General features: G+C 40.3%; 30 protein-coding genes. 19 read left to right on the forward strand and 11 right to left on the reverse strand.

From position 1 onward, the window contains the following. The 5 genes from CDC33_RS20875 to CDC33_RS20895 form a co-directional block, all read left to right on the forward strand. The coding region (locus CDC33_RS20875; RefSeq protein ID WP_146195886.1) for a HEAT repeat domain-containing protein at positions 1–539 on the forward strand (539 nt) is incomplete at its 5' end. Between the two features lie 177 nt (positions 540–716). Further along, positions 717–929, forward strand: coding sequence for a hypothetical protein (locus CDC33_RS37895; protein WP_146195847.1), 213 nt, complete (start codon positions 717–719; stop codon positions 927–929). Positions 930–1068: 139 nt separating this feature from the next. Then, the gene (locus CDC33_RS20880; RefSeq protein WP_109010408.1) at positions 1069–1308 is read left to right on the forward strand and encodes a type II toxin-antitoxin system RelN family antitoxin; all 240 of its coding nucleotides are present in this window, start codon (positions 1069–1071) and stop codon (positions 1306–1308) included. A 313-nt stretch (positions 1309–1621) separates the two neighbouring features. Next, complete coding sequence (locus CDC33_RS20890) at positions 1622–2194, forward strand: Uma2 family endonuclease (RefSeq protein WP_109010410.1); 573 nt, start codon at positions 1622–1624, stop codon at positions 2192–2194. Positions 2195–2277: 83 nt separating this feature from the next. Continuing rightward, complete coding sequence (locus CDC33_RS20895; protein ID WP_109010411.1) at positions 2278–3369, forward strand: PEP-CTERM sorting domain-containing protein; 1092 nt, start codon at positions 2278–2280, stop codon at positions 3367–3369. 141 nt (positions 3370–3510) lie between these two features. Here the strand turns inward: CDC33_RS20895 and CDC33_RS20900 are convergent, their stop codons facing one another. Together CDC33_RS20900 and CDC33_RS20905 are read right to left on the reverse strand one after the other, a co-directional pair. Then, complete coding sequence (locus tag CDC33_RS20900) at positions 3511–3795, reverse strand: DUF427 domain-containing protein (protein ID WP_109012654.1); 285 nt, start codon at positions 3793–3795, stop codon at positions 3511–3513. 143 nt (positions 3796–3938) lie between these two features. Continuing rightward, the gene (locus CDC33_RS20905; protein ID WP_109010413.1) at positions 3939–4577 is read right to left on the reverse strand and encodes an IS607 family transposase; all 639 of its coding nucleotides are present in this window, start codon (positions 4575–4577) and stop codon (positions 3939–3941) included. A 624-nt stretch (positions 4578–5201) separates the two neighbouring features. Here CDC33_RS20905 and CDC33_RS20915 point away from each other — a divergent pair. Then, entirely contained in the window at positions 5202–5576 is a 375-nt protein-coding gene (locus CDC33_RS20915) for a hypothetical protein (RefSeq protein ID WP_109010416.1), read from the forward strand. Between the two features lie 97 nt (positions 5577–5673). Here the strand turns inward: CDC33_RS20915 and CDC33_RS20920 are convergent, their stop codons facing one another. From CDC33_RS20920 to CDC33_RS20930, 3 genes are all read right to left on the reverse strand, one after another. Next, the gene (locus CDC33_RS20920) at positions 5674–7869 is read right to left on the reverse strand and encodes a lytic transglycosylase domain-containing protein (protein WP_109010418.1); all 2196 of its coding nucleotides are present in this window, start codon (positions 7867–7869) and stop codon (positions 5674–5676) included. Between the two features lie 213 nt (positions 7870–8082). After that, on the reverse strand, positions 8083–8496 hold the full coding sequence (locus CDC33_RS20925; protein WP_109010419.1) for a type II toxin-antitoxin system VapC family toxin: 414 nt from the start codon (positions 8494–8496) through the stop codon (positions 8083–8085). Beyond that, the gene (locus CDC33_RS20930) at positions 8493–8789 is read right to left on the reverse strand and encodes a hypothetical protein (RefSeq protein WP_109010421.1); all 297 of its coding nucleotides are present in this window, start codon (positions 8787–8789) and stop codon (positions 8493–8495) included. The genes CDC33_RS20925 and CDC33_RS20930 overlap by 4 nt, the downstream gene beginning before the upstream one ends. 292 nt (positions 8790–9081) lie before the next feature. On the opposite strand from CDC33_RS20930, the gene CDC33_RS20935 reads away from it, so the two are divergent. Beyond that, complete coding sequence (locus CDC33_RS20935) at positions 9082–9723, forward strand: Uma2 family endonuclease (protein ID WP_109010422.1); 642 nt, start codon at positions 9082–9084, stop codon at positions 9721–9723. Here the strand turns inward: CDC33_RS20935 and CDC33_RS20940 are convergent. The 4 genes from CDC33_RS20940 to CDC33_RS20955 form a co-directional block, all read right to left on the reverse strand. After that, a complete protein-coding gene (locus tag CDC33_RS20940; protein WP_109010424.1) occupies positions 9705–10973 on the reverse strand; it encodes an FAD-dependent hydroxylase in 1269 nt (422 codons plus the stop codon). The genes CDC33_RS20935 and CDC33_RS20940 overlap by 19 nt on opposite strands. A gap of 192 nt (positions 10974–11165) precedes the next feature. Then, positions 11166–11357, reverse strand: a complete 192-nt coding sequence (locus tag CDC33_RS20945) for a hypothetical protein (RefSeq protein ID WP_109010425.1) — start codon at positions 11355–11357, stop codon at positions 11166–11168. A 207-nt stretch (positions 11358–11564) separates the two neighbouring features. After that, complete coding sequence (locus CDC33_RS20950) at positions 11565–12323, reverse strand: YebC/PmpR family DNA-binding transcriptional regulator (RefSeq protein WP_109010427.1); 759 nt, start codon at positions 12321–12323, stop codon at positions 11565–11567. A 199-nt stretch (positions 12324–12522) separates the two neighbouring features. Next, a complete protein-coding gene (locus CDC33_RS20955) occupies positions 12523–14091 on the reverse strand; it encodes a metallophosphoesterase family protein (RefSeq protein ID WP_109010428.1) in 1569 nt (522 codons plus the stop codon). An 867-nt stretch (positions 14092–14958) separates the two neighbouring features. Here CDC33_RS20955 and CDC33_RS20965 point away from each other — a divergent pair. The 9 genes from CDC33_RS20965 to CDC33_RS21005 all read left to right on the forward strand — a co-directional run bounded on the left by CDC33_RS20965 (position 14959) and on the right by CDC33_RS21005 (position 23388). After that, positions 14959–16113: a sulfate ABC transporter substrate-binding protein gene (locus CDC33_RS20965; RefSeq protein WP_109010431.1), complete on the forward strand. Its 1155-nt coding sequence runs from the start codon at positions 14959–14961 to the stop codon at positions 16111–16113. A gap of 81 nt (positions 16114–16194) precedes the next feature. Beyond that, positions 16195–17196, forward strand: a complete 1002-nt coding sequence (locus tag CDC33_RS20970; RefSeq protein WP_109010433.1) for a PstS family phosphate ABC transporter substrate-binding protein — start codon at positions 16195–16197, stop codon at positions 17194–17196. A 53-nt stretch (positions 17197–17249) separates the two neighbouring features. Beyond that, a complete protein-coding gene (gene pstC, locus CDC33_RS20975; RefSeq protein ID WP_109010434.1) occupies positions 17250–18191 on the forward strand; it encodes a phosphate ABC transporter permease subunit PstC in 942 nt (313 codons plus the stop codon). A 5-nt stretch (positions 18192–18196) separates the two neighbouring features. Next, positions 18197–19096: a phosphate ABC transporter permease PstA gene (gene pstA / locus CDC33_RS20980; RefSeq protein ID WP_109010436.1), complete on the forward strand. Its 900-nt coding sequence runs from the start codon at positions 18197–18199 to the stop codon at positions 19094–19096. 51 nt (positions 19097–19147) lie between these two features. Continuing rightward, a complete protein-coding gene (gene pstB, locus CDC33_RS20985; RefSeq protein WP_109010437.1) occupies positions 19148–19975 on the forward strand; it encodes a phosphate ABC transporter ATP-binding protein PstB in 828 nt (275 codons plus the stop codon). 143 nt (positions 19976–20118) lie between these two features. Further along, a complete protein-coding gene (locus CDC33_RS20990) occupies positions 20119–20343 on the forward strand; it encodes a hypothetical protein (RefSeq protein ID WP_109010439.1) in 225 nt (74 codons plus the stop codon). Beyond that, a complete protein-coding gene (locus CDC33_RS20995; RefSeq protein ID WP_109010440.1) occupies positions 20312–20599 on the forward strand; it encodes a type II toxin-antitoxin system RelE family toxin in 288 nt (95 codons plus the stop codon). The genes CDC33_RS20990 and CDC33_RS20995 overlap by 32 nt, the downstream gene beginning before the upstream one ends. A gap of 108 nt (positions 20600–20707) precedes the next feature. Further along, positions 20708–21133: a hypothetical protein gene (locus CDC33_RS21000; RefSeq protein ID WP_109010442.1), complete on the forward strand. Its 426-nt coding sequence runs from the start codon at positions 20708–20710 to the stop codon at positions 21131–21133. A gap of 113 nt (positions 21134–21246) precedes the next feature. Then, complete coding sequence (locus CDC33_RS21005; RefSeq protein WP_109010443.1) at positions 21247–23388, forward strand: single-stranded-DNA-specific exonuclease RecJ; 2142 nt, start codon at positions 21247–21249, stop codon at positions 23386–23388. A gap of 85 nt (positions 23389–23473) precedes the next feature. Here the strand turns inward: CDC33_RS21005 and psb30 are convergent, their stop codons facing one another. Further along, the gene (psb30, locus tag CDC33_RS21010; protein ID WP_069068686.1) at positions 23474–23617 is read right to left on the reverse strand and encodes a photosystem II reaction center protein Ycf12/Psb30; all 144 of its coding nucleotides are present in this window, start codon (positions 23615–23617) and stop codon (positions 23474–23476) included. A 253-nt stretch (positions 23618–23870) separates the two neighbouring features. Between psb30 and CDC33_RS21020 the strand changes: the two genes are divergently transcribed. From CDC33_RS21020 to CDC33_RS21030, 3 genes are all read left to right on the forward strand, one after another. Beyond that, the gene (locus CDC33_RS21020) at positions 23871–24221 is read left to right on the forward strand and encodes a YkgJ family cysteine cluster protein (RefSeq protein ID WP_109010445.1); all 351 of its coding nucleotides are present in this window, start codon (positions 23871–23873) and stop codon (positions 24219–24221) included. A 101-nt stretch (positions 24222–24322) separates the two neighbouring features. After that, a complete protein-coding gene (locus tag CDC33_RS21025; protein ID WP_109010446.1) occupies positions 24323–24754 on the forward strand; it encodes a TMEM165/GDT1 family protein in 432 nt (143 codons plus the stop codon). An 82-nt stretch (positions 24755–24836) separates the two neighbouring features. Next, on the forward strand, positions 24837–25139 hold the full coding sequence (locus CDC33_RS21030; RefSeq protein WP_109010448.1) for a TMEM165/GDT1 family protein: 303 nt from the start codon (positions 24837–24839) through the stop codon (positions 25137–25139). A 255-nt stretch (positions 25140–25394) separates the two neighbouring features. Here the strand turns inward: CDC33_RS21030 and CDC33_RS21035 are convergent, their stop codons facing one another. Beyond that, a complete protein-coding gene (locus CDC33_RS21035; RefSeq protein WP_109010449.1) occupies positions 25395–26321 on the reverse strand; it encodes a cobalamin-binding protein in 927 nt (308 codons plus the stop codon). Positions 26322–26842 lie beyond the last annotated feature (521 nt).

A 26842-nucleotide genomic window follows, 5' to 3' on the forward strand; every position in this document is an offset into this window, starting at 1 on the left:
CAGCCTTGGTGCAACTGCTGCAATCAACTACTGTGGATCACGACACCCGTAGGTCGGCAGTAGAAAGCTTAGTGGAAATCGGCACTGGCAATGAAATTGCGATTGCTGCCTTGGTGCAAGTGCTGCAATCAACTACTGTGAATAACTACGCCCGTAGGCAAGCAGCAGAAAGCTTAGGGGAAATCGACCCTGGCAATGAAATTGCGATTGCTGCCTTGGTGCAAGTGCTGCAATCAACTACTGTGAATAACTACGCCCGTTGGCAGGCAGCGTCAATCTTAGGGAAAATTCTACAGAATAATAAGCATCCCTTTGCGGTAGTTCAAGCTTTAAGTGGTTATTGCCTATTCTATGAGGATCTATTGTATCAGAGGCAGGACTACACTGGGGTGTACTACAATGGGGAGTACTACGATTTAGCCTGGGAATGCGCCCAGAATATGCCTTACCCCGATTTCTATCAAGCTTGGCATCAGCATAATCTTGTTACTCGTACAATGCGAAGCTTGGCAAAAATCCTCTTCACACGAATAATTTGAGTATTTTTGCAGCAGCTACGTTACAAAGAAAGTTCCCGCGATCGCAACAGCTTGTCAATTTGTTATCAAAACAGAAGCGGACGTTAAGAATAAAGTTGTTTTCGTTACCACAACTTGTGCGTTCGTCCACAACACAAGTTGTTTCGTTGAGAATGCTTATCCGTTGTTACAGAAAACTTGTCGGTTCGTTCACAACACAAGTTGTTTCGTTCAGAACGCTTATCCGTTGTTACAGAAAACTTGTCCGTTCGTCCAGAACACAAGTTGTTTCGTTCAGAACGCTTATCCGTTGTTACAGAAAACTTGTCCGTTCGTCCAGAACACAAGTTGTTTCGTCCAGAATGCTTGTGTTTTTGTGACAAAACTTATGCCTTCGTTAACAACACTTAAGCAAAGCTTATCAATTAAGTTGTTTCGTTAAGAACGCTTATCTATTTGTGACAACGCTTATGCGATCTTTACCACAGCTTAAGCAAAACTTATATATACAAGTCCTATATTATTAACGGCACAACTCAGATTCACGACAATGAAAGCAATTGAAGTCAAAGGAACCGTGAACGAATGGGGTCAAATTTCTTTAGACAAGCCGTTAACTATAGCAAAACACAGCCGCGTCCGAGTCATTGTCTTAATCACAGAAGAGAATGAAGAGGATAATGAACTTGTTGAGTCTGCCTGTGAAAGTTTTCGTCAAGGTTGGTACGATGCGATGACCCGAAATACTATACCTATATCTCAACTGTGGGAAGGTATTAATGCAGAGTGAACCACCTTTGATTCAAGTCAAAGCCACTGCTAAATTTAAACTAATGTGCATATTTTAGCCAAAAAGTACTGAAATATTAGTAATGATATTCAACCAATAATAGAACAACTGCAATCAGGAGAATTACCAGGAGATAATATACACGGAGTTGGATATACAATTCAAAATCTGAACAAGAAAACATCTCAGCACAAGAAATTCAACAAATATTAGCTAATTTCAAGCAGCAACATCAAGAATTAATAGACTAGCTCCCTAAAATCCAAGGATAGAAAATGCTAAGATTCCAATCAAATATGGCATTTGCACAGCTATGACAACCACGCTGCACAAATCAATTTCCTTAGCAGAGTTCCTCAAACTGCCAGAAACCAAGCCTGCTAGTGAATTTATAGACGGTCGTATTTACCAAAAACCAATGCCACAAGGCAAACATTCCCGGCTACAACTAAAACTTTGTAACGCAATTAGCCAAGTTGCTGAAGAACAAGAAATTGCTTTGGCTTTTCCAGAATTACGCTGCACCTTTGGCGGACGTTCGATTGTCCCAGACGTGAGTGTATTTACTTGGGAACGGATTCCTTTTGATGCTAATGGTGAAATTGAAAATACCTTTGGAATTTACCCTGATTGGACAATTGAAATTCTTTCACCAGAACAGAATACAACTAAGGTAATTATAAATATTCTTCACTGTCTAAAACATGGTACTAGATTAGGGTGGTTAATCGATCCAGATGAACGCTTAGTATTGGTATTTTTGCCAGGACAGCAACCTATAGAGATGACTGGAGATGAAGTATTGCCTGTACCTGATTTTTTGCAACTTAATTTAACAGTTACACAGGTTTTTGCATGGCTAAAAGCAACAAAAATTAATTCATAAAGATGATTAATATTCAGCTAGAAAATGTAAGAAGAATATCCGATAAATTTTGAATTTTGGCAAATTAATACAAGGAGTTTCAGATGACAAAAAACAATAGAAAAAAGGCTGTTGCTCAAGCTATTTCCACAGCCGTTGCTCTGGGTTGGGTAATAATGCAAGTGGAATCAGCACAAGCTGCTACCTTTGTGGTTAACAATCTCAATGATAGTGGCGTTGGCTCGTTGCGAGACACTATCAACATTGCAAATAGCAATGACGTGGTAGAGTTCTTATTGGGGAGTCATCCTAGTACAATTAACCTAACAAGTGGGGCAGTTGCGATCGCTAAAAACCTAACCATTAATGGCCCAGGTGCTAACTTACTTACCATCAGTGGCAATAATCACTTCCCCGTGTTTGACATTAGCGCCGCCAATGTTACATTTTCTGGGCTAGCGATCGCTGGTAATATCAACGCTTACAATTCTAGTAACCTAACGTTTATTAATAGCACCATCAACGGCGACAATCTGAAAATAGATAACCCTACTGGTAAACTGACGCTTATTAATAGCACTTTTAAGGGTAAAAATAGTGTGAATATCAATGCTAATGAGGTGACGGTGACCAATGGTAGTGAGAGTGAGGTTAGGGATCTAAGTAACACTGGTCACGTCGGCAACGCCGGCAATTTAACTATTTCTACTGGTAGCCTAACGATTTCCAATGGCGCCAACATCAATTCTGAGCAAACCAGCAGTGGTTCAGCAGGTAACCTAATTCTCAAAACCGATCTTCTTATATTGAGATCAGGAGCTATAATAAGCCCGAGCGCTGGTGGTAGCAATAATTTCGGAGGAGGAGGCAACATAACTATCGACTTCCCTAATGGTTTTATAATCGCACCACCCAATGAATCAAGCGCGATCGCTGGTGATAGCAATAATTCAGGAGCAGGAGGCACCGTAACTATTACAGCCAGTGGCATTATCGGTACAAGAGTACTCGAACCAAGCGCGATCGCTGCTGGTAGCAATAATTCAGGAGCAGGAGGGAACATTACTCTTACAACGGATATCCTTTTACTGACAAGAGTACCCGAACCAAGCGCGATCGCTGGTAGTATACTTGCTTGTAGTCTGGCTTGGTTAGCGAAGAGAAAGCAAGCAGCGTTTCACAAGGCGAAGATATAATTACATATTAAAATAAATCCGCAAACAGTTTAAATACGAAGCCCGCTCAGGCTTATGTCTGCGCGGGCTAATTATTTTATGGGCAATTAGTCGGACATAATATTAATGTGCCTGAAACTAAAGTACTTTTGGGAACCTTTATTAAGCCTCAACTTTTACACCTTTCCAAAATGCCACATAACCCTCAATATTCTTAGCTTTCTCCTTGGCGCTGGGATAATACCAAGCAGCATCTTTATTGATTTGCCCATCAACGTCGATACTGTAGTAGCTAGCGACACCTTTCCAAGGACAAGTACTGTGGGTGCTACTGTCTGTGAAGTATTGCTTGTTAATGCTGTCAGCAGGGAAATAATGGTTGTTTTCCACAACTACGGTATTATCACTCTCGGCTAAAACTGCGCCATTCCAAATTGCTTTCGGCATAAGTGAGTAAGTAGAATCCTTGATAAATGATTGCCTAACTAAATAATTAGCATAATTGTATAGATTCTTGGAACGCCATGCTAATTCATCAACTTCTTTGTAAAACTGATGACTTATCTTGATTATATGGCGTTCTACTAATCTCATTCTTCAACCCCATTTTTTTTCAACTCTGCAATTAACTTTTCAGTCTTACGTTTAGCTCTCCTCAAGCCATAAATACGCTGTACAAACGATGTAATTACTGAAACCAAATCCTGCATCAATTCATCTTTCCCCTCCGGGTGAGCAAGTTCCCAATCGCCGGGAACCGGCAAGACTGGGACTTGCTCACCATTATCAGCATCATTAACAATCTCTAATCTTTTACCTGTTGCCTCTAATAACAATTTAATGTAGTTCAACCCGAATCTAGTCACTCTATCTCGATGCTCTGCAACTAAAATATTATAATTGGAATCTTGCAAAGCATTCGAGAAAAGTTTCCTATTATCATTAAGTCCACTGCCAATCTCTTTGACAACTTTGTAAATACGATAACCTCTTGCGATAGAATAATCAGTTAATCTAATGGCTTGGCGATCTAGATTTGGTTTTGCTTCTGCCGATGAAACCCTGGCATAAATTAGAGCGATTTGCTCTTTTTCTGTTGGATTATCAGACTCAATAATAATCGTCCCTGTCGATGGGATTTGATAACCATTTAGTTGCCCAGCTTTCCACCAACGATGTGCTGTTTTATAGCTTACTCCAACTTTCTTTGCGTAATCAGATAATTTCATATACCCATATTACATTTATTGGGTATATATGGGTATAAAATCAATTAATATTTACAACACTTAACATTTTGACACGATCGGCTTATTTTATCTTCCTTAACGGCTGACTGATATCAGAATTTATCCAAGCTCAAGCAAATAGTCAGTAAGGTTTATAGAAAATTTTGCAATACCAGTATTAATTGGTATCACTTTTGTTTATCAAATTAAAAATTAAAAGTATTTGCTTCCCTCATGAATATTTCCTAGCATATTGGTATGGAAACTTAATTAGCAAAAAAATAAATTTCAGTTTATAGCTGAAAGTAAAAAGTATGTATAAAAAGATTAATTTTATGCCTAAAATCACTAGCATTCATATTCATACAGTTAAAAATAAAGAAAGTGGAGCATCAATGAACACAACCGTCAACTCTGACATTTTATCTAGCTATTCCAAGAAGGTAAATTATCTCCAATCCTTTGATACTGCTTTTATTGCATATCAAATGATGGGTCTGAGTAATTTTGATTAAAGAATAATTTAGAAGATAGTGAATTAATATCAAGAGCCTAAAATTGCTAAAAAATTGGATTTTGTTACTAGGTAAAACTAATTAACCTAGCTCAATTAAGGAGAAAATTATGAAAATTACAAATTTGATAAATTCTGCACTTATTGTTGCTTGTATTGCTTTTGTACCTGGAGTTGACGCTCAAACAGTTAATAATAGCAACAGTCTTGGACAAATCAACAGAAATTCGCCTAATACCCGGTATCTTCAACCTTTCAATATTGCCTTTCTAGCTTATCAAGGTGCTTTCAAAGAGCAGGGTATTCCCAGTGCAGGTAATTTGATATTTCAATTTCAAATAGGAAAACTAACAGCGAAAGATGTGGTTCAGGCTGCTATCAACGCTAATAGGTTACCAGCACAAGTTTTGAACGATGAAGGTTATGTTAATGCAGTCGAGTCGCAGTTCACATCAATGATCAATGGTAATGATACAGGTAGTTAAGTACAGATAAAAAACTCCACACCACTTTCGGGATGGAGTTTTTAGGTAGGGAGAGAGCAAACTCACGTATCCAACTCGATCATCTCATTGGGCAAAATCACTGCGTCGGCAATTTTGGGTGTGTAGTCGAGTACTTTGCTACGACTCCAGAAATTTCTGGGTTGTAAAGTCTCAGATAATTCCAATAGTTGCCAAATACTTGCCGCACATAATTTTTAGTTTCATCAAAGGGAATTTGTTCAACAAACTCATCTGGATCTTGTGTAGTTTGAGTTTGCAGCCATTTGGAGACATTACCGGGGCCAGCATTGTAACTGGCGATCGCTAACAGTGAGTTATTGTTATATTGATCGTGGGTGTGACCCAAATACCATGTACCCAGCATGATGTTATCGTTGGGATTTTCTAGGTTTATGGTTTTGAAATCTACCTTAATTTGTGGGGCGATCCATTTAGCTGTACTTGGCAACACCTGCATTAAGCCAGTAGCATCAGCGACGGATTTGATTTTTGGTTCAAACCGCGATTCTTGACGCATCAGAGCAGTTACTAGCAGAGGATTCAGTTTACGCTCAATAGACCACTTTTCAATTTCCTGCAAATAGGGAAATGGATAACGCGCTTGCCAGTAGCTAATCTGTTTGCTCAGAGCCTGATATTGGGCAATTTCTGCTGGTGTTTCCCGGTCTTCCAATTTAGAAATTCTATCGATTCCGATGAGATTTTCTCCCTTTGCCAGTCGCATCAACCCTTCAGTAAATTGCTCTGCTACAGTTGGCTGAAGTTTATTCTGAAATTCTGTCTGCCATTGTAACCAGGCATCGCGGTTTTGACCCAGCAGATACAATTCTTTGAAAGTATCAGAACCAGCAGGCGGTACTGGACGCTGGGGTGTGACTACTTCTGGGTTCATGACGCGCACGTTGTCAAAGTTGCCAACATTCAGCCCCAGCATCGTTGCGGCTCGCCATGCATAGTATGAGTAGGGAAACTGGCTAATCACATACTCATAAGCAGTTTGAGATTCCTGCTGTTTGCCTAGTGAAGCTGCCCATTTCCCTACCCAAAACCCTGCTCTTGGAGCCAAAATACTGTTAGGGTTGTTGTTGACTATTGGTTCTGCCCATTGCCAAGCACCGACGTAATCTTTAGCATTGGCTTTACCTTGAGCGATTTTCCAACGATACTCTGCTGCTTCATCAGAATTGCCGTATTTGGCTATGAGTAATTGCCACGCCTGGCTAGCTGACTTTTGATTATTGAGAGCTTGGAGAGTTTTAGCTTTTTGTACCAGTGCAGTACTAGCTTGTTTGGGAAATTTACTAATTACCTGCTCAAGATAAGGTAAGCCGTCTTTAGGTGTTTTTGCAGTTTCTGCTAATCGTAGTAATGCAGTTCCAGCTTCCTCGCTGTTGGGAAATTGCTGTACTAGTTGTTTATAGGTGGCGATCGCTTTTTCTTTATCTTTGCCTCCTACCTGTAACCCCCGTGCAGTCCGGTAGAGGTTACGCGATGTTTTGGGTGCATTGATATAAGCATTGGCGGCTTTGAGAAATTGACTATTTTCCCAATAGCTTGTACCAATGAGTTCCCAGTCTTCAGGTTTTAGGGTGGGCTGTTTTACTAGCTGATCCAAAACACCCACTATGCCAGGTTGGTCATAGGCATATTTAGCCAAAATCAATTGTAACTGTGGCTGATTAGGATTTGCTTGCAAGCGTTTACGAATTATTTCCCAAGTCAGAGGGTTGGAAGGAAATTGAGCGATCGCTATTTCCTGTTGCTTCGGTTGGGCAATCAGATATAGTGCTTTCACCGTGGCCGCTTCTTTGGGATACAGTTTCAGCACACTTTGCCTGAGATCCGAGGCTTTGCCGTCTTCGCCCAGGATATCTTGTGCCTGCGCCTGTTTCAGCAAAATATAGGGCGCGAGGATAGGATAGTCTTTCTCTAGCCCGTCGAGTAAAGCCAGCGCTTTTTGCGCTTGGGTTCTTTCAACGTAATCACTCGCCAAAAGATAACGAGCGCGATTTCGATCTAGCGATCGCGACTGCCCGGCAATCTCTGCTAGTTTTGCCGCCCGTTCTGGTAGCGATTGTGATATCAGTGGAAGGACGGCTGATTGGGCAATGCTACCCTCTGATGTTTGCTCTGCTTGATTCTGACTCAGTTTGAGCCATTTACCCAGAGACTTGCCAATCTGAGGTGCTGATACCATTGCCCCAGCTAAAAAGGCAAACAGTGCCGCACCCGCAATTATCGAAATTTGCTTTTTCTGTAGTTTCTTCAGCATGAATACCCGCTGAAAAGTTCCGATGAATTTCTTGAAACTTTAACACTCTTAACCATCAGTCTTACCAATTTTTTATTTTAGATTTTTAATTTTATGTAGAAAAATACTAATTTTCAATCCTACTGTTGGCAGTAATGAGTAGCTAACACATATTAGATCCTATTGCATCTATCTTTGGTATATCATAAATGATTTGTCAGACGAGCAGAGAAGTCATTCAGGAAATAAAATATTAAAGCCTTCCTGAGAAAAGTGTTTATCATGGGTCAAAACCTCGATAATTCCCAATTGTCGCATGGTGTTCATTGAGATGCAGTCAGTTAGGCTGTAACCTTTATCAAGCCGATTCTCATACAAAGTTAAACCAGCCAAAAAAGATTCGTGAGTTTGTTGTTTAACCTCAATATCTGGGCTGTCTAAAATATCTCTGACTAAATTGGCTACTCTTTGCCGCAACTGAACGCCTGACTTTGAGTAAAAAGCAAGCAGTTCGACTAGAACTTCATCTGTAGTGATCAGTTTGCAAGGCTCAAGCTGCTTGAAAGCCTGTCTAACCCTTCTGTACCAAGCATCTGCTGGATTAACAAATGCTATCCAGTAAAAAGTATCTGCAAATATGAGCCTCATGCCTCAATTTTTGGAGTGCCGTAAATGTAATGGTCGTGTTGCTCTGCACCATCCGATGGAAGCTTGCTGAGTTCTTCTTCAGGGATATCTTTGACGAAATCTTCTGCAATTTGCCAAATAGACTTTCCTCTCTCAGGAATCTCCTTCGCTTGAGTACTGTCTGGCTGGGGAAGTTTTGGATTTACCTGCGTAATTCCACTCAATTTCTGAGCCAAATGAGCAATTAATTTTAATTGTTCCTCTGCTGAAAGATTTTCTGCTTGTTGAATTAGTTGAGCTAACTTGGGAGACATTGTTTTTTCCTCTGTCTTTCAATTTCACTATTCCTTCTCAATACCCTGAGAACTTCAAGTAAATCAAAGATTATATTGAATAAAATTTGGTCGAATAACTAGTGTAAGCGTAGCCCGCCATAGGCATTGCTTCCAAAATACTACTATGCGATCGCCGAAATAACAAATGGAGTCGCCAATATAGCAAATGCGGCGCTCCCAATATAAGCGCGTTTTTAACAGTGGTGAAAAAGCTGTCCGCAGTCGCCTAAATTAGAGATAATATTTCCAACAGCAATAACTCTTAAAAGCCATGACTCAAGCTATACCCAAGCTAGTAACCTTTGAGGAATTTGTCGATTGGCTACCCGAAAATCGACGAGTCCGCTACAAACTACATAAAGGAGAAATTGTTGAAATGGCGCAACCAGTAGGGGAACATGAGGAAGTAAAGGGTTTTTTAGCAAGAAAAGTAACAGTTGAATTTGACCGATTAGACCTCCCCTACTTTATGCCCAACCAAGTTATAGTTAGACCTCCTGAAAAAGATTCGGGTTATTTACCAGATGTGTTGGTGCTAAATCGTGCAAATCTGGAAAACGAAAAATTATGGAAAAAAGAATCTACCGTTAGCTTGGGTGCATCAATACCTTTGGCAATTGAGGTTGTATCAACCAACTGGCGGGACGATTATTACTTAAAATACGCTGATTACGTTCGCGTAGCGTCTCGAAGAGAAGAGATGGGTATCCCAGAATACTGGATTGTCGATTATGCTGCCTTGGGTGGACGTAATTTTATTGGCAATCCCAAACAACCAACAATTACCGTGTGTAACTTGGTTGATGAGGAATATCAAATAAGTAAGTTTCGAGATAATGATCGCATTATTTCCCAAACTTTTCCTGAATTGAATCTTACCCCAAACCAGATTTTTCAGGCTGCTGTAGTATAGCGTTTATGTTTTGCTAATTCTGGAGTCCGTCCCTTCAAACCGATCATCAACTTCAGCATAAACACTTTTAATACAGGGACTCGCTGCAAAAACCATAAACCCAGGCGACGCACCACTACCACAGGTAAGAAGTTATTAGAAAACATCCGATCTAATAAATCTGTGAAACCTAAAATCGTCAGGTTTTCCAGCTTGCGCCAGCGTTCATAATCTTTAAGAATTTGAATGTCACCAATATCTTTACCCGCTTGGTGCGCTGTTTGGATTACTTGCGCCAAAGCTGCTGCATCTCGAATCCCCAGATTTAAACCTTGTCCCCCCACAGGATGGCAATTGTGCGCTGCATCACCAATTAATGCCAGTCGGGGGAGAACATAGCGATCGCTTTGCATGAGTTGTACCTGGAATACAAAGCGATCGCCTAGTAATTCCAATTTCCCCATCTGATCACCATAGCGACGGGTAAGTTCTGCCAAAAATTGCTCATCATCTAAGGCACATAAAGCTTTTGCTTCTTCGTGAGGCGCTGTCCACACAATGCGGCAACGGTTCCCTGGTAAAGGTAAAATCGCAAAGGGCCCGCTAGACCAAAATCTCTCGTAAGCGGTGTTATTGTGCGGCTTTTCTGGTTTGACAAATGCCACGATGCAAGACTGCCAATATTTCCAGCCAGAGGTTTTGATACCAGCAGCTTGACGAATTGGCGATCGCGCCCCATCTGCTGCTATCAGTAATTTGCTCTTGACTGAGTATAACTGATCGGCAACTTTAATATCTATCGCTACTATATCTTTCTGGTATTGCGTATTTACCACTTCAGCCGGACACAGATAAGTCACATTTGCACAATCTTGAACAAACTCTTGCAAAGGCTGCAACAGCGCTTGGTGTTCCGCCACATAACCCAATGCTGTATCTATATCATTTGTGGTAAATTCCACCACATTGGGATAATCGGCATCAGAAAGACGAACTCGGTAATATTTGGCTATTTGAGGCAACATTTTGTCCCAAACTCCAATTCCTTGGTAAATTAGCGACGAAAGCTGATGAACTGCATAAGCTTGTCCTTTAGCTACGGCTGCTGATGCCACTTTTGCTTCAATCAGCAAGATACTCAAGCCAGAATCTTTTAAAGCAGAGGCTAGAGTTAACCCAATAATCCCACCGCCGACAATTACCAAATCATATTCATATCCCCGCAAGTCTGGCGGTGTTGGTTGAGGGGAAATTTGCTCAAGCAGGGTCATTGTTAAGTTAGGTTACAGCGTCTTTTACTCTTATTTTGACGCGATCGCGCCCTGATGAGCAAGTTAATTAAAAAAACCCGTTGATTGGTAGGGATTTCAACGGGATTAAATCATAGAATCAGTTGTTTTTTCAGAGAAACCAATACTAAACTTGATTACATAGTTACTAGAAAGTTTTGTACATAATAATAACTATTTATGGGTTTTATGAGTTAGGTTTTTAGCGTTATGCTTGTAGTGTTTGTGATGTTTCAGTTGTTTAGCTTTGCTAGCTTTTGTGCTAGCAACATGGTGCATAGTTTTAGCTTGAGCTTGAGATGCAAAAACGGTTACAGGCGCAGCAAATACTAGAGCCAAAAGTAAAGCTTTAGCGAATTTATTCACTTGAAAATCCTCATCAACGAATCAACAATCTAACTATCTAATAGGTATATGTCGTCAGTTTGTAATTGATATGAATCTTTCATGTCTATTTTTACAACCGTCAAATATCGAAATTATAGAAAATACTTGGTTAAAAAATATTCATAGCCATAAAAGTTGCTAGTATTCCAAAGTTAGATGTAACATTTTGCTCTGTATGAATTTTGATTAAGAAAAGCTGAGAGCCATCAATTCTTCTGCTATGTCGAAGTTAGCTGTGACATTTTGCACGTCATCCAAGCTTTCTAGGGTATCAATTAACTTGAAAAGCGATCGCGCCTGATCTGGATCGGTAACTTCTACACTATTACTAGGAATCCACCGCAATTCGGCATCAGTTACCTTAAAGCCTTGATCCTTGAGTGTCTGGCTAAGGGTTTCTAAATTGCCAATGTCTGTAAATACCTCAGCCATCTCATCTTCAGTCATCTCATAAGACTCAGCACCGCCTTCAAGGGATGCTTCTAAAAGCTGTTCTTCATCAACCACACCCTGGACTACACAAACGCCTTTTTGATCAAACATCCAGCTAACGCAACCTACTTCGCCAAGATTGCCACCATTTTTACTAAAGGCTACACGCAAGTCAGCAGCAGTGCGATTGCGATTATCTGTGAGGGCTTCGATTAAAATCGCTACACCACCAGGGCCGTAACCTTCGTAGCGAATCGCTTCAAAGGTAGCATTATCACCGCCAGAAATGCCTGCACCTTTAGCGATCGCTCGTTCAATATTATCATTGGGAATACTCGCTGCCTTTGCCTTGTCAATCGCCGTGCGAAGTTGAAAATTCAGCGCCGGATCTGGTATGCCACTTCTAGCTGCAACGATAATCGCCCGCGATAACTGAGTGAAGGTTTTTCCCCTTTTTGCATCAACTACCGCTTTTTGGCGCTTAATATTTGCCCATTTACTATGTCCTGCCATAATCTGAAATTATCAAAACTCTATTTAAGATTAGGATATAAACGCTGGCAATAACCATAACTTTAGATAATTGTGCAAGGCTAGATCGGGCGTGTCTCTAAAATTTGGTAAAGATATTTTTAGATCAAGGTAAATATGGGCGATCGCTACAATTGATTGAGATCAGCAAAAAAGTAGACACTCAGCGATCGCATCCTGTTTAAATCACAAAAGGTTCAAGTTCGCGGTTATGCCACTCATCTTCAACCCGTTCAGTAATAAGCGGTCTGATGATAAACTTGGGTGGGCAACCATCTAGAACATCAATCCGCACACATGAGTAAGGCAGACGGCTCTGGAAATTGTAATCATGACGACCCACAAAAAGCGTTGAATCGGCAACTTTCCGAGTGGGTTTACCTGCAATTTCTGTAAAAGTCTCCATTAATTCAGTCCCTTCTCGCCTTTGATAACGAGGACGGTGACCACTACCACCAGAGATAATGCAGTTAATGTGGGAGTCAGCAAATCCGGTATCAGTTGTGCAAAGATGCTCTAAACAGTGAGCGTGACCGTTTAAAATCAAATCCACTATGGGACGTTCTTTAATTAAAGAACCAAGAGTTTCTGCCACTTGTTCAAACACCCAGCGCAAGCGGTGACGAACCGCCAAAGTTTGTGCTTGATTCCACTTGGTAGCTTCTGTGACATAAGGTGGATGGTGGAAAAAGATTATACGTCCGCGCACATCGGAGTTGTTCCAAGATTCGATTAGTCTGCTTCGCAACCATTCAAGTTGTTCAAAATCTATCGCAGGCATTTTATGAGATGCTAATTGTTTTTCAATGTCGATTTTGATCTCATTAATTTGGTCTAATTTGGCACTAAGATCATCAAGTTGTTCCGCGTCAGTAGGTTTATCTGGGTTGAGACGATCATATATTCCCAATATCTGCAATTCTTCTCGATCTATTTCCTGGCGACGCTTTTGCAATTGGTGGCGGTAAATTTCTCCTTCTTGAGTAGCAGGTAAGGGTGATGGTGTATTAAAGGTGTTGGAATCTAAAGCAAAAAAATCAATCCCGCCATAACGAAAGGTGTAATAGCGATTGGGTAAGCGGGTAAACTGTCCAGGTTCGTAACGCAAACAGTGCCCTGTATCGGTTTTAGCAGTATAGTGTCGATCTAAATGACGTTCTAATTCTGGGGAAGATATCGCCCCCGTATAGTCCATAAATGCCCGTGCATAGGCATTACCTTGATACGATCCATGCCAGCCAATCTCGATATCTTTGTAGCGCAACAGGCGACGTAATGAAGATGTTGTTCCAGTAACTAAACGGTACATCAACGGCACATCGTAGTAATCATGATTACCTGGTACTGGCAAGAATGGTAGATTAAACACCATGCGATCGTAAGGAATGTCTTTTGGGTTGTCGCCACCGACAATAAATTCCCGGTAAGGCTCAATAAAGTTTGTTGAATAATACTCTTGGGAACCCACCACATAAATTACATCGCCTGTGTGCAACACGAAACTGCAATCATTGCGGTGAGAAAGCATTAGTTCAGCAACTTTTCGTTGGGGGTGTTGCCGATAATGCGATTGGGTACCGGAATCACCGATAACCATAAAGGAAAATTCTGGACTATCTTCTCTGCGATCGTCAATAACTATGCTGGTTTGATCAATTCCTCGTTGCACAAAACTTGGATGCATCCACCGCACCCGTTCCTTCATTTTTTGAATTTTTACAGGAATCGGTGGATCGGAAATCAATTTCATGGCTGATAACTCTTAAATGCCTAATGCATAAGCCGATTGTAACGAAATATTTAATTGTCATTAGTCATTTGTGAATAACCAATACCAATACCCAATTCCCAATCACCAATTCCCATTCTTTAAGGCAAATTTTCTCGTAGTAATGCTCGAAAGCCTGCTTGTTAAACCAATTCGCAATTCGCAATTCGCAATTACGTTTTGTGACGGGGATTTAGACCCCGACACAAAACGTGCTGCCTATCTTGCTGGGGACTTAAACCCCCAAAGTTCGTTGAAAATGCTCATCAGCAGTCAATGCTTCCGTGATTCCGCTATATTGCATGACAATAAAAGATACGCAATCTCCAAATCCCCATTCTTTAGTTCAAATTCCTCACCGACAGGCGAGAGGGACAGATTTTACATAGCAAAACCTCTTAGAGGCATCTTACGGACAAAAGAGGAAAAGTTTTTGTTTTTTCCGAATTCTTAGCAATAAATTATTTTGGCAATTTTATACATAAATACTTATGTATGCTGTAAATAAATCAGCCTTTTGGAGGTGGGAAAAGCGCAGAGCTTAAACACTATTTTTGCTACTTTAATCAGTAACTCCTCACTCAGTAAAAACTTCTAAAAATAATTAAAGCCAGATGATAACTATTGTTTTATAGGATTACTATTTGATTTTTGAACGAAATTAGGTGTTGTAGAGTGTGTTAGAACGGAGTTCGTAACGCACTATTATCAAGGGTTTGATGCCGTACTCTCCGTGCTAACACATCCTACGGATATTTTCATAAATCAAACCGGATTCCTATATATGTCCTATAATTTTCTTAATTACGGTATCTGCCTATAAATACCGTATGTTTAGGGGTGATTCTGATGAGTAAATCGCAACAACTAACACAATTAAGTAAATTACTAAATGAGGGGATACAGGCTTATGTCATGAAAGCTTTACAGGCTATACAACTCTCGTATAAACACACAATTAGGAGTTGGTTCAATAGACACACTGTGCAAAGCTTTGTGAGTCTGTTTCTCATAGGTGCTTTTTTGAGTATAGCAGTTGCCTCCTGTGGAAGCAGTTCAGCTAGCAAAAATGATGTTAAGCTAAAACTTGTTTCTTTCTCTGTTACCAAAGCAGCTCATGACCAGATAATCCCCAAATTTGTCGAAAAGTGGAAGCAAGAACATAACCAGAACGTAACTTTTGAGCAAAGTTATGGAGGTTCTGTAGCTCAAGCTGCTGCTGTCATTGCCGGTTCGCAAGAAGCAGACATAGTACATTTGGCGCTTCCCCTGGATGTCAACAAAATTGCTCTTGCGGGTTTGATTAAATCAGGCTGGGAAATTAAAGCTCCTAGAAGTGGTATTGTTAGTAGATCAGTTGCTGCGATCGTTACCCGCGAAGGCAACCCCAAAGGTATCAATACTTGGGCAGACTTGGCAAAAGATGGCGTGAAAGTGATTGCAGCTAACCCAAAAACTTCTGGTATTGCTATTTGGGAATTCTTAGCTTTTTGGGGTTCGGTAACTCTAACAGGCGGTGATGAGGCGACAGCGCTAGATTATATCACTAAAGTTTATAAAAATACCCCTATTTTAACTAAAGATGCCCGTGAGGCTAGCAATTTATTCTTCCAAAAGGGTGAGGGAGATGTTTTAATTAACTACGAAAATGAAGTAATTTTGGCGGGTAAAAATGGGGCTAAGTTGCCTTATGTTGTACCCCAAGTGAATATCTCCATTGATAATCCTGTAGCAATAGTAGATAAAAACGTTGATAAGCACGGTACAAGAGAAGTTGCACAAGCATTTGTTGATTTTCTTTACTCAACAGAAGCTCAACGGGAATTTGCAAAATTACAATATCGTCCTGTTAATCCCACCGTTACCCAAGAAGTAGCCTCACAACATCCGCCAATTAAAACTCTATTCACATCTCAAGATTTAGGTGGTTGGGATATTATCCAGAAAAAGTTTTTTGGAAATGGGGCAATTTTTGATAAAGTTCAAGCTGCAAGCAAAGCATAATATCTTTTTTTAATGCCGCATGAGCTACTTACAGATAGTCAAACATAAGAAATTCTGATCACTTATCTCAATTGATAAATTATGAGCTTTCGTAGCCGATTTAAGGATAGCTTTTTTCTGACATCTTTAATGCTTATTGCCAGCAGTATAAGTGCTTGCAACAGTGGACAGGAATTGAAAAGTCAGGTAAGTATTGATGGTGCAGCAGTAGGTTTTCCTGTTTCTTTAGCAGTTGCAGAAGAATATGGTAAAGTGAAACCTGAAGCAAAAGTTAGTGTTGCCTCAAGTGGTACTGGTGGCGGTTTTAGTAAATTTTGTAATGGCGATATTGATATAGCTGGTGCTTCCCGTACCATTAGAGATGAAGAAATTAAAAAATGTAAAAGTAAAAATATTGAATTTATCGAGTTGCCTGTAGCTTTAGACGGCATCGCTGTAATTACTAATCGTCAAAATAACTTTGCCAAATGTCTAACTATTAAAGAATTAGGGAAGATTTGGGGTGCTAAATCAGACAGCAAAATTTTGACATGGAATCAAGTTAATCCTAAATTTCCTAACCAAAAACTGAAACTGTATGCTCCGGCTTCTGATACTGGAACATTTGATTATATGACTCAAGCTGTTACCGGCAAAGCCAAAAATGGTCGTACAGATTATACTCCCAGTCACAATCAAAACTTACTTGTGCAAGGAGTTTCAGGTGAAGCATCAGCTTTAGGTTATGTAGGCATATCTTACTATATTCAAAACCAAGATAAACTCAATCTAGTTGCTGTAGAAAGCCCCACTGGTAAATGTGAGAAACCAGTTCCGATAGATAATGTAATTAAAAATCTCTATACACCATTATCACGTCCTCTGTTTATCTATGTTAGTAAAAAATCCTTAGATAGCAAGCCAGCAGTCAAAGAATTTGTAGATTTTTATCTAGAAAATTCTTGGAAGTGGGTAGATAGCGTTGGTTATGTAGCATTACCTGATGAAGCTTACGTCAAGGTAAAACAAAAATTGGCTAGTGGTGAAACTGGGACAAAATTCAAAAAAGCAAAACCAGGTGAACCAATCACCAACTTTATTTAAATAAAGACCAGTTTTTGTAGTATGAATTTAGTAAAGGCTTAACTAATTTATTTATGCAAAATCCTAATTCTCAAGACGATCCTTCTCTGCTGTTCAGACAGTCATTAGAGAAAAATGCATTTGAAGATATCTCAGAAAAGATTATTGCGGTAATTTTATTTAGTTGTGCTTTAGTTTCGGTTCTAACAACCTTTGGTATTGTCGTAATTATCTTTCAGGAGGCATTTGGTTTTTTCCAAGAAGTTTCCTTTGCCGAATTCTTTCTTGATACTAAATGGACACCTCTATTTGCAGAGAGACATTTTGGCGTTTGGCCCTTGATATCTGGCACTTTCTTAACTACAGCTATTGCTATGGCGGTTGCTATTCCTTTGGGTTTATCTTCTGCAATTTATTTGAGTGAATATGCTCAACCAAAAATAGCAGCAATTTTACGTCCCGCAGTAGAACTTTTGGCAGGAATACCTACAGTAGTATATGGTTACTTTGCACTGTTATTTCTCACACCATTGCTGCGAAATATTATTCCTCTAGAAATATTTAATGCCTTAAGCGCAGGGTTAATGATGGGGGTAATGATTACTCCTACTGTTGGTTCTATTAGCTTAGATGCGATTCAAGCTGTTCCACGTTCTTTGCGGGAAGGAGCTTATGCTTTAGGTATTACTAAACTAGAAAGCATTTTTAAAATAGTTCTCCCAGCAGCACTTTCTGGAATTATAGCCTCAATTATTTTGGGTATTTCTCGTGCTGTGGGTGAAACGATGACTGTCCTTATCGCCGCAGGTCAACAACCAAAACTGACGATTAACTTTGCAGAATCAGTAGAAACAATGACAGCTTACATGGCGCAAATTTCTGGTGGGGATAGTCCGCGTGGTAGTCTCAATTTCAAGACTTTATATGCTGTGGGCGCTCTTTTATTTCTAATGACCCTAGCTTTAAATATTGTTAGTTACTGGATTGCTAATCGCTTTAAAGAAAAGTACGAGTAATAGGCATGACAACAAGTTATCAACGAGATGATTCTTTGGATTCGGCGGCAGAATTTACTGAGAATGTTGAGAGTAGGGAGACATTAGGAAAAGTATTTGAAATACTTTTTTTGTTAGGGTTGCTGATTGGTATATTTGTTTTGGCTTTGCTACTTTTCGATATTTTTCGAGATGGATTAGCCAGATTTTTAACACCCGGCTTTTTAACAGAAACTCCTTCTCGTTTTCCTGACCAAGGTGGCATCCGTCCGGCTATTGTCAGTAGTATTCTTTTAGGAATTATTGTGATTTTAGTCACTGTACCAGTTGGTGTTGGAGCAGCTTTATATCTAGAAGAGTATGCACCTAAAGCTTGGTGGACAGTGATTATTGAGATTAATATCAGCAATTTAGCAGGTGTACCTTCCATTGTCTACGGATTGCTGGGTTTAGGGGTTTTCAATTATTTGCTTGGGTTCGGCCCCGCTTTAATTTCTGGTGCGTTGACTTTATCTTTGTTGTCCTTACCAGTAATTATTGTGACAGCTAGAGAAGCAATTCGCGCCGTCCCGGATTCCCTAAGAAATGCTTCTTATGGATTAGGTGTCACTAAATGGCGGACTATCAGCAGTCACGTTTTACCTTATGCTATTCCTGGTATTTTGACAGGGGTAATTATCTCTGTATCCCGTGCAATTGGTGATGCAGCCTCTCTAATTGTTGTAGGTGCTGTGGGTTTTCTCACCTTTAACCCTGGTTTGTTCCAAAGATTTATGGCATTACCCATTCAAATTTACAGTTACATTACTCGTCCTGAACCAGGTTTTGCTAATGCAGCAGCAGCAACAATTATTGCGTTGTTACTCTTGATTTTAGTTTTAAATGGTATAGCAATTTATATCCGTCAACGCTTTTCAATACGCTAGATAATTAAATATCTAATTGGATATATTCACGGTTATTAGGAGATACGCAACATGACTTATAGCAACAGTAGAAGTAAATTAGATGGTGCCACAATCGAGCACGAGAATAACGTCTTTAATGTTGAAGGTGTGAAGGTCTATTATGGGGGACTTTTGGCGCTTTTAGATGTCTACTTAAAGATTCCTGCAAAACAAATTATTGCTTTTATTGGCCCTTCAGGATGTGGTAAAAGTACCTTACTGCGTTGCTTCAATCGGATGAATGATTTAATCCCTGGAGCTAAAGTTGAGGGTAGACTGAATTACCGCGATCGCAATATTTATGATCCTAAGATAAATTCTGTAAAATTACGCCGCCAAATCGGAATGGTTTTTCAAAGACCGAATCCTTTCCCCAAGTCAATATACGAAAATATTTCCTTTGGGCCGCGTGCTAACGGTTACAAAGGTAACATCGATGAATTGGTGGAAGATTCTCTCAGACGCGCTGCTATCTGGGATGAAGTCAAAGACAAACTCAAAGAGAAGGGAACTGCATTATCTGGCGGACAACAGCAACGACTTTGCATTGCTCGTGCGATCGCCATGAAGCCAGATGTATTATTAATGGATGAACCATGTTCTGCTCTCGACCCAATTTCTAGTCGCCAAGTAGAAGAACTCTGCTTAGAACTCAAGGAGCAATACACCATCATTATGGTGACACATAATATGCAGCAAGCTTCTAGAGTCGCAGATTTCACGGCTTTTTTCAATACAGAAATTGACGAGCATGGTAAACGTCGCGGGAAATTAGTTGAGTTTAATCCTACAGCCCAAATGTTCAGTTCTCCTCAAACTAAAGAAGCTGAGGATTATATCAGTGGACGCTTCGGTTAAAGAGGCATAACAGCAGAAGGGGAAAGGTAAAAGCCAAGTTCAGTTATGAGCAACTATTATTCATTTGCTCTTTAACCTTTCCCCCCAGTACAAGCTGAGGCTAGGTAATATATATACATATAATCATGAATTAAAGGCATACAGTGGAAATTCAAGAATTAAAAGCATTGATTAAAGAAACTATGCGTGAAGTTCTGCAAGAAGAAAGACTTCGCCTGTGCCAAATTCTTATTCCTTACATAAGTGATGATGAGCAACGCGAACTTGAAGCCGAATTTAGTCTACCTTCAGATGATACTGAGGATGAAGTAATTGATATGACCGATTGGGTAAGATATGGTAATAAAATTTCGCAAAAAAGCGATTAAATTTTTAGAAAAAGCAAATCACGAAGATGTTGAGAATATTCGGGAGCAAATAAAGCAAATTTTTATTGCTATCGAAGACCAAGGTATTATCCCGTTTACAGAACTAGATATCAAAAAGATGAAAGGTGATTGGGAGGGATTTTACAGACTACGCATAGGTAAAAACAGAATTATTTTTACAGTCGATATTGATTCCAAAGACATCGAAATTTACGCTATTGGTGCGAGAGGAGATGTTTATAAAAATAAATTGTAATTAGTAATTTAATAACTCGGAATTACCAAAGTAATTCTGGAAAATATACTGAGGCTCGAAAGTACTTAATTAAAGTAATATTTAAGTCTAGTACTTATATTGTGTATTATGTTTAAGCCTTTGTCATTTGCTTTAGTTGCAGCTACTATTGTAGTTGCATCAATTAATAATCCCGGTGCAACTTTAGCTCGAACTTGTGCCTCTAAGTGTGGGTCGCACCCAATTCAGTTTACACCTGGGCAACACATCAGAGTTGAAGTTATAAATAGTACACCCAACCTGATTAAAATCCAAAAACCCTCTGGGACTGATGCAATATCCTTGAGTCCAGGGCAGAAGTTAAATCTAGAACAAATAGAGGGTACTGAGCCAAATACATCTTTGATATTTTGGAGCGAAAAGGGTTTATCACTACAAGCAATTGTCTCTAAACCTAACTTTGGCACATTGCGGCTGGAACTGCGTCCGACTTTGCGCTCTCCAGGCGATCGCTCGTTATATATTATGGATGATGGTAGAATCAACGTGTTTTAAAAGAAAAAAGTTAGGAGTTAGGAGTTATGAGTTATGAGTTAAGAAATAACTTTTAATTAAAAACTCCTAATTTATAACTTCTAACTCCTAACTTCTAATTCCTAACTTGTATTGTGCTAGACCGACCTGTATCTGAGCTATCAAAACCTACTAGGCGCTTACCCAATCAGCGCTGGCAAATTTATCCACAAAAACCAGAATTTGCCCAAAATCTGGCAGCTTTGACAAACATTTCACCCATTGTCAGCCAGTTGTTGATTAATCGGGGGATGGAAACACCAGAACAGGTACAAGCATTTTTAAATCCAGAGTCTTTAGTTTTGCCTTCGCCGTTAGAAGATTTCCCAGATTTAGCGATTAGTTTGGAGTTGTTGCAAAATGCGATCGCTTCTCAAACAAAAATTGCTATTTGTGGTGATTATGATGCTGATGGAATGACCAGCACTGCTTTACTTTTGCGTAGTCTCCGCACTTTGGGCGCACAAGTAGATTATGCTATTCCCAGCCGGATGCACGAAGGTTACGGTATCAATAAACGCATAGTTGAAGAATTTCACAGCGAGGGTGTGGGATTAATTCTCACTGTAGATAATGGCATCTCTGCGTTTGAACCAGTTGCTAGAGCTAGAGAACTTGGTCTTGCAGTTATTATCACCGATCACCACGATATACCCCAAAAATTACCACCAGCTAACGCTATCCTCAATCCTAAACTAATAGCTGAATCCTCACCTTATCGGGGTGTTGCTGGTGTTGGTGTTGCCTACATTTTGGCAGTGTCTTTAGCACAACAGCTAGGGGAGACTAAGGGCTTGATCCAGCCGATGCTAGCACTATTTACGCTAGGAACGATCGCAGATTTAGCCCCCTTAACTGGTGTAAATCGCCGTTGGGTAAAACGTGGTTTACAGCATTTACCCAAATCCAACTTAGCTGGTATACAGGCGTTGATTCAGGTAGGTGGCGTACAAGCAAGGGGAGATGAAGGAGCAAGGGGAGCAGGAGGAGCAGAGGAGCAGGGGAGCAGGGGAGCAGAGGAGAAAATTTATAATCCAAAATCCAAAATTCAAAATCCAAAATCGCTAAAGCCTGAAGACATCGGGTTTCGCTTGGGGCCGCGAATTAATGCTATTGGTCGGATTGGTAATCCCCAAACTGTAATTGAATTGCTGACTACAGATGATATGGGGGTGGCGCTGGAACTTGCAATGCGATGTGAACAAATAAATGCCAGTCGCCAGGAGATGTGTCAGCAAATTGAACAAGAAGCGATCGCTTATGTGGAGACGCAATATATCGCGTCTTTACAAAATGACCGTGTATTAATAGTTGTTCAACCAAATTGGCATCATGGTGTTATTGGCATTGTCGCCTCCCGCTTGGTAGAACGCTACGGCGTTCCCGTGTTCATCGGTACTTATGAGGATGAGGGACATATACGCGGTTCTGCACGCTCAATTCCAGAGTTTCATGTATTTGAAGCTTTGGAATATTGTCACGATTTACTAGGGAAATTTGGCGGACACAAAGCAGCCGGGGGATTCTCTCTACCAGCAGAGAATTTAGAGATGTTGCGATCGCGTTTGATTGAGTTTGCTAACCACTGTCTTGAACCCCACCATCTCAAGCCTCTGCTCAAAATTGATGCCGAAGTCAACCTCAATCACATTAATCAGCAGCTTTATCAACAGCTTAATGCTCTGCACCCCTGCGGTATGGACAACCCCGATCCAATTTTTTGGACACCTAATGTTAAAGTGGTTGAGCAAAAAATTGTCGGGAAAGGCCACATTAAACTGACAATTGCCCAAACTATTGATAATCAGGAGTATAAAATTAAAGCGATCGCTTGGCGTTGGGGCGACTATTTCTGCTTACCGCCGCGAGTGGATGTCGCTTACAAACTGCGAGAAAATTACTTTAACGGTAACACCACCATTGAGCTAGAGTTAATAGGTGTCAGACTGCCAGTTCAGCTTCAACAAGTTTTTGCTTCACCACCTACCCCATCAAGCACCACTTTTGAATACAACCAACGACACTATACTTGTGGTTTCTATAAAAACGGTATTGAAGCAGAATTAAGAATTAAAAACTCTGAGGGCAAAGTCTTAGCCATGCAGCCAGGACATATAATCGGTTTACTAGGCACTAATCGTCAGAACGCTAAAGAAGTTGATATCTCTCAGCCACAGTATGACAGCATTATTCAAGCTGCCCTTCAGGCATTATCGGTATTGAGTGCTGAGTTATGAGTTATGAGTTATGAGTTATGAATTCTTAATTAACTTCTCATTCCTAACTCTTAACTGTTAACTCCTGAGTCAGCACTCAAAACTCTTATAGATTGCCGTTGCGAAATGCCAGCACAAAGATTACTGCTGGGCCAGCAATCACAATTAGCGCCACAGACAACAATTGGAAAATAACTTCCCAATTGATACTGGTAAAAGCATTAAACAAGTCAGACACAGCGTCAAACATTTTTCCTTTTCTCCTGCCAATAGTCTTAAAAAATTCAATAACTTAATTACAAAACCCGCAATCGATCATATCTGGCTATGGCCTGTTAGATTTAATTTACTTAACAAAATTATAAGAAAAGACATAAAAACGTAAAATGAGGGAATGGGGCATTGGGCATTGGGCATTGGGCATGGCTCAAGAATCAATAGTTCTTCTTCCCCTGCTTCCCCTGCTCCCTCATCTCCCTCATCTCCCTACTCCCCAATCTAAAATGGCAACTTGGCAATGTGTAAAACAATGTGGAGCCTGCTGTAATCTCGATCCAGCAGATCGTCCAGATTTAGATGAGTATCTCTCACCACCCGAACTAGAACTCTACCTCAGCATGGTAGGCGAAGGCGGATGGTGCGTTAACTTCGACCATAGCACGCGAGAATGCCGCATTTACTCAGATCGTCCTCGTTTTTGTCGTGTGGAATCAGAAGTATTTCAAGATATGTATGGGGTTGAACCAGAAGAAGTCAACGATTTTGCTATTGACTGCTGTCGCCAGCAAATAGAAGGAGTATACGGCGATCGCAGTCTGGAAATACTACGCTTCAATCAAACTGTTGGGCTGTAACACACCCACTGCTGGTTTTAGTATCTAGAATTGCAATTTATTACAACAATCTGAGAATATGATAGAAATATGAAAACAACCTCGCAACCAAACTATTGCCTGTGAAACTTGATTCTGCTCCTTTGGACATTTCTGGCATATCTCAGACTGAGATCGAGCTAGAACTGAAAGACAGCAATGATTTTAACTTAACTCCTGCGATCGCCCAACCAGTTGAGGCTGTAGTTGCCGATAGTCCTCAGAAGCAGCAATCAGCACTAGTAGTTTTTGGCACAACTTTTATAACCATTTTTCTAGCAGAAATTGGAGATAAGACTCAGCTATCCACGCTGTTAATGAGTGCAGAATCTCATTCACCGTGGGTGGTATTTATCGGATCTGCGGCTGCACTAATAACCACCAGCTTATTAGGTGTGCTTTTAGGTAGTTGGATAGCCACCCGACTCAGCCCAAAAACTGTAGAAAAATCAGCAGGTGTGATGTTGTTGGTGATTTCCCTAATGCTGTTTTGGGATGTATTTACTAGTCATTAGTCATTAGTCATTTGTCATTCTCCCCCTGCCTCCCCTGCTCCCTCATCTCCTCGACTCCCACTCCCCACTCCCCCTTAATAATATGGATTGGCATCTTTTAGGACTGAGCTTTATTACAGTTTTTTTATCAGAATTGGGTGACAAAAGTCAGCTAGCGGCGATCGCACTTTCAGGGCGTTGTAATTCTCCGCGTGCAGTATTTTTTGGTGCAGCAGGCGCATTGCTGTTGACAAGCCTTTTAGGTGCATTAGCAGGAGGTGCAGTAGCAGAATTATTACCTACGCGCTTGTTAAAAGCGATCGCTGCTGTGGGATTTGCCATCCTTGCTGCACGCCTGCTGTTATTTAACAATGAACCATCGGCAGACTCTGAACAAACACCTTAAAGAAGAATTCAGAATCCAGGAATCAGAATTATTCTTCGTGTAGAATTGGAAACCGCCAAGGTTTTAAACTAATAAGTAACTACGCAAAATTAGCCGTAATAAAAGAACCCCTCCCCACATGCGGGGAGGGGAGACAAAGCAAAGCTTTGGCGGAGTGGGGTTCTCCGGGTTTAATAAGCTATCAAGCGGACATAATATCACCCACTCAAACTCGAATTCATACTGAATTCTGACTGCTGACTCCTGAATTCTTCTTCACAAAACCTCCCAACCGGTTCCTTTGTAGCCGTATTGAAAAATTTCTGGATGCAAAATTTCTGCCAAAATTTCTAGAGAATCTACCAGTCGTGGCCCTGGACGATTAAAGTAAGAATTGCCATCAGTGATGTATACTCTACCAGCCTTGGTAGCGTGCAGTTTTTCCCAGTCTGAATGTTGAGTTAATGAATTGGCTTCTTGGCGAGTGCGATTTAAATCAAAGCCACAAGGCATAAAAACAATTACATCAGGATTGGTTGTTAACAGTGTTTCCCACGGCAAAATAGGAGAAGGCTGACCTGTAGTACAAAATAGAGACTGTCCTCCTGCTAAGTTAACTAATTCGGGAATCCAATTGGCGGCTACCATCAAAGGATCAGTCCACTCGATACAGGCGACTGTAGGCTGTTCATTTAACGAAAGTCCCTGGATTTTATGCTGACAAATTTTGACGCGAGCTTCTAAATTTTCTATGACTTTTACAGAGTCTACGCTAAAGGTGTTGCCGACTCGCTCAATGTCAGCCCAAATATCCTGGAGAAGATTGGGTTGTAAAGAAATAATCTGCGGTTTACTGTCAATGAGTGTAGCAACTGCCTTTTCAACATCGTGTAAGCTGACAGCACAAACATCACACTGGTCTTGAGTGAGAATGTGGGTAGGCTGCAATTTCTCTAAAACATCTGTTTTGATTTGGTAAATACTAAGAGCAGATTGCAATAAATTGCTCACTTGATCATGAATTTGGCTGCTAGAGGCATTGGAGTTCAAGCGTGCTTGGGTACAAATAGGGCGATTGAGGATTTCTGGAGGGTAATCGCATTCGTGCGATCGCCCCACAATAGCATCAACCAAGCCTAGTGTCGCTAATATCTCTGTTCCACCGGGAATCAGGGAAACAATTCTCACATTACTATCCGTCATCGCTCCACCTCCACAAAACCTGCCGTTACTTCAATTTTCGCAAAATTTGAGTCATTAGGCATCTTTCTCTAGGAGAATTAAGCTTGTTTTAGTAGTCAACACTCAGCAATAAATTAAACTCAGTGTTCGGTATTTGGAAGAGTCTTTCCTAACCCTCAGTCTTTAGACCCAAATTCAAAATCCTATACTACTGATACTACTTAATATAGGATTACTATTTGATTTTTGAACGAAATTAAGTATTGTAGAGTGTGTTAGAACGGAGTTCGTAACGCACTACTATCACAGGTTTGATGCCGTACTCTCCGTGCTAACACATCCTACGTATATTTTCTCCAAATCAAACCGGATTCCTATAGTAGAATTACTTGATATTGAAATTATTTGAAATGCTAATTCTCCCCTGGTAAAAATCACTGGTATGAAGTAACAGAAGCGATGATAAAAATTTAGTTTAAAACTTGTTATCCAAAATCAGAAATTTTAATTAGAAAAAATATATATTCCGGTTATGAAAAACT

Origin of the sequence: Nostoc commune NIES-4072 (genome assembly GCF_003113895.1) — a bacterium.
In the GTDB taxonomy this organism is placed as follows: Bacteria; Cyanobacteriota; Cyanobacteriia; order Cyanobacteriales; family Nostocaceae; genus Nostoc; species Nostoc commune.

Bases quoted from the DNA above. Each gene is read 5' to 3' on its own strand.
- CDC33_RS20880 (WP_109010408.1), top strand. From the start codon at position 1,069: ATGAAAGCAATTGAAGTCAAAGGAACCGTGAACGAATGGGGTCAAATT.
- CDC33_RS20890 (WP_109010410.1), top strand. From the start codon at position 1,622: ATGACAACCACGCTGCACAAATCAATTTCCTTAGCAGAGTTCCTCAAA.
- CDC33_RS20895 (WP_109010411.1), top strand. From the start codon at position 2,278: ATGACAAAAAACAATAGAAAAAAGGCTGTTGCTCAAGCTATTTCCACA.
- CDC33_RS20900 (WP_109012654.1), bottom strand. From the start codon at position 3,795: ATGCCGAAAGCAATTTGGAATGGCGCAGTTTTAGCCGAGAGTGATAAT.
- CDC33_RS20905 (WP_109010413.1), bottom strand. From the start codon at position 4,577: ATGAAATTATCTGATTACGCAAAGAAAGTTGGAGTAAGCTATAAAACA.
- CDC33_RS20915 (WP_109010416.1), top strand. From the start codon at position 5,202: ATGAAAATTACAAATTTGATAAATTCTGCACTTATTGTTGCTTGTATT.
- CDC33_RS20920 (WP_109010418.1), bottom strand. From the start codon at position 7,869: ATGCTGAAGAAACTACAGAAAAAGCAAATTTCGATAATTGCGGGTGCG.
- CDC33_RS20925 (WP_109010419.1), bottom strand. From the start codon at position 8,496: ATGAGGCTCATATTTGCAGATACTTTTTACTGGATAGCATTTGTTAAT.
- CDC33_RS20930 (WP_109010421.1), bottom strand. From the start codon at position 8,789: ATGTCTCCCAAGTTAGCTCAACTAATTCAACAAGCAGAAAATCTTTCA.
- CDC33_RS20935 (WP_109010422.1), top strand. From the start codon at position 9,082: ATGACTCAAGCTATACCCAAGCTAGTAACCTTTGAGGAATTTGTCGAT.
- CDC33_RS20940 (WP_109010424.1), bottom strand. From the start codon at position 10,973: ATGACCCTGCTTGAGCAAATTTCCCCTCAACCAACACCGCCAGACTTG.
- CDC33_RS20950 (WP_109010427.1), bottom strand. From the start codon at position 12,323: ATGGCAGGACATAGTAAATGGGCAAATATTAAGCGCCAAAAAGCGGTA.
- CDC33_RS20955 (WP_109010428.1), bottom strand. From the start codon at position 14,091: ATGAAATTGATTTCCGATCCACCGATTCCTGTAAAAATTCAAAAAATG.
- CDC33_RS20965 (WP_109010431.1), top strand. From the start codon at position 14,959: ATGAGTAAATCGCAACAACTAACACAATTAAGTAAATTACTAAATGAG.
- CDC33_RS20970 (WP_109010433.1), top strand. From the start codon at position 16,195: ATGAGCTTTCGTAGCCGATTTAAGGATAGCTTTTTTCTGACATCTTTA.
- pstC (WP_109010434.1), top strand. From the start codon at position 17,250: ATGCAAAATCCTAATTCTCAAGACGATCCTTCTCTGCTGTTCAGACAG.
- pstA (WP_109010436.1), top strand. From the start codon at position 18,197: ATGACAACAAGTTATCAACGAGATGATTCTTTGGATTCGGCGGCAGAA.
- pstB (WP_109010437.1), top strand. From the start codon at position 19,148: ATGACTTATAGCAACAGTAGAAGTAAATTAGATGGTGCCACAATCGAG.
- CDC33_RS20995 (WP_109010440.1), top strand. From the start codon at position 20,312: ATGGTAATAAAATTTCGCAAAAAAGCGATTAAATTTTTAGAAAAAGCA.
- CDC33_RS21000 (WP_109010442.1), top strand. From the start codon at position 20,708: ATGTTTAAGCCTTTGTCATTTGCTTTAGTTGCAGCTACTATTGTAGTT.
- psb30 (WP_069068686.1), bottom strand. From the start codon at position 23,617: ATGTTTGACGCTGTGTCTGACTTGTTTAATGCTTTTACCAGTATCAAT.
- CDC33_RS21020 (WP_109010445.1), top strand. From the start codon at position 23,871: ATGGCAACTTGGCAATGTGTAAAACAATGTGGAGCCTGCTGTAATCTC.
- CDC33_RS21030 (WP_109010448.1), top strand. From the start codon at position 24,837: ATGGATTGGCATCTTTTAGGACTGAGCTTTATTACAGTTTTTTTATCA.
- CDC33_RS21035 (WP_109010449.1), bottom strand. From the start codon at position 26,321: ATGACGGATAGTAATGTGAGAATTGTTTCCCTGATTCCCGGTGGAACA.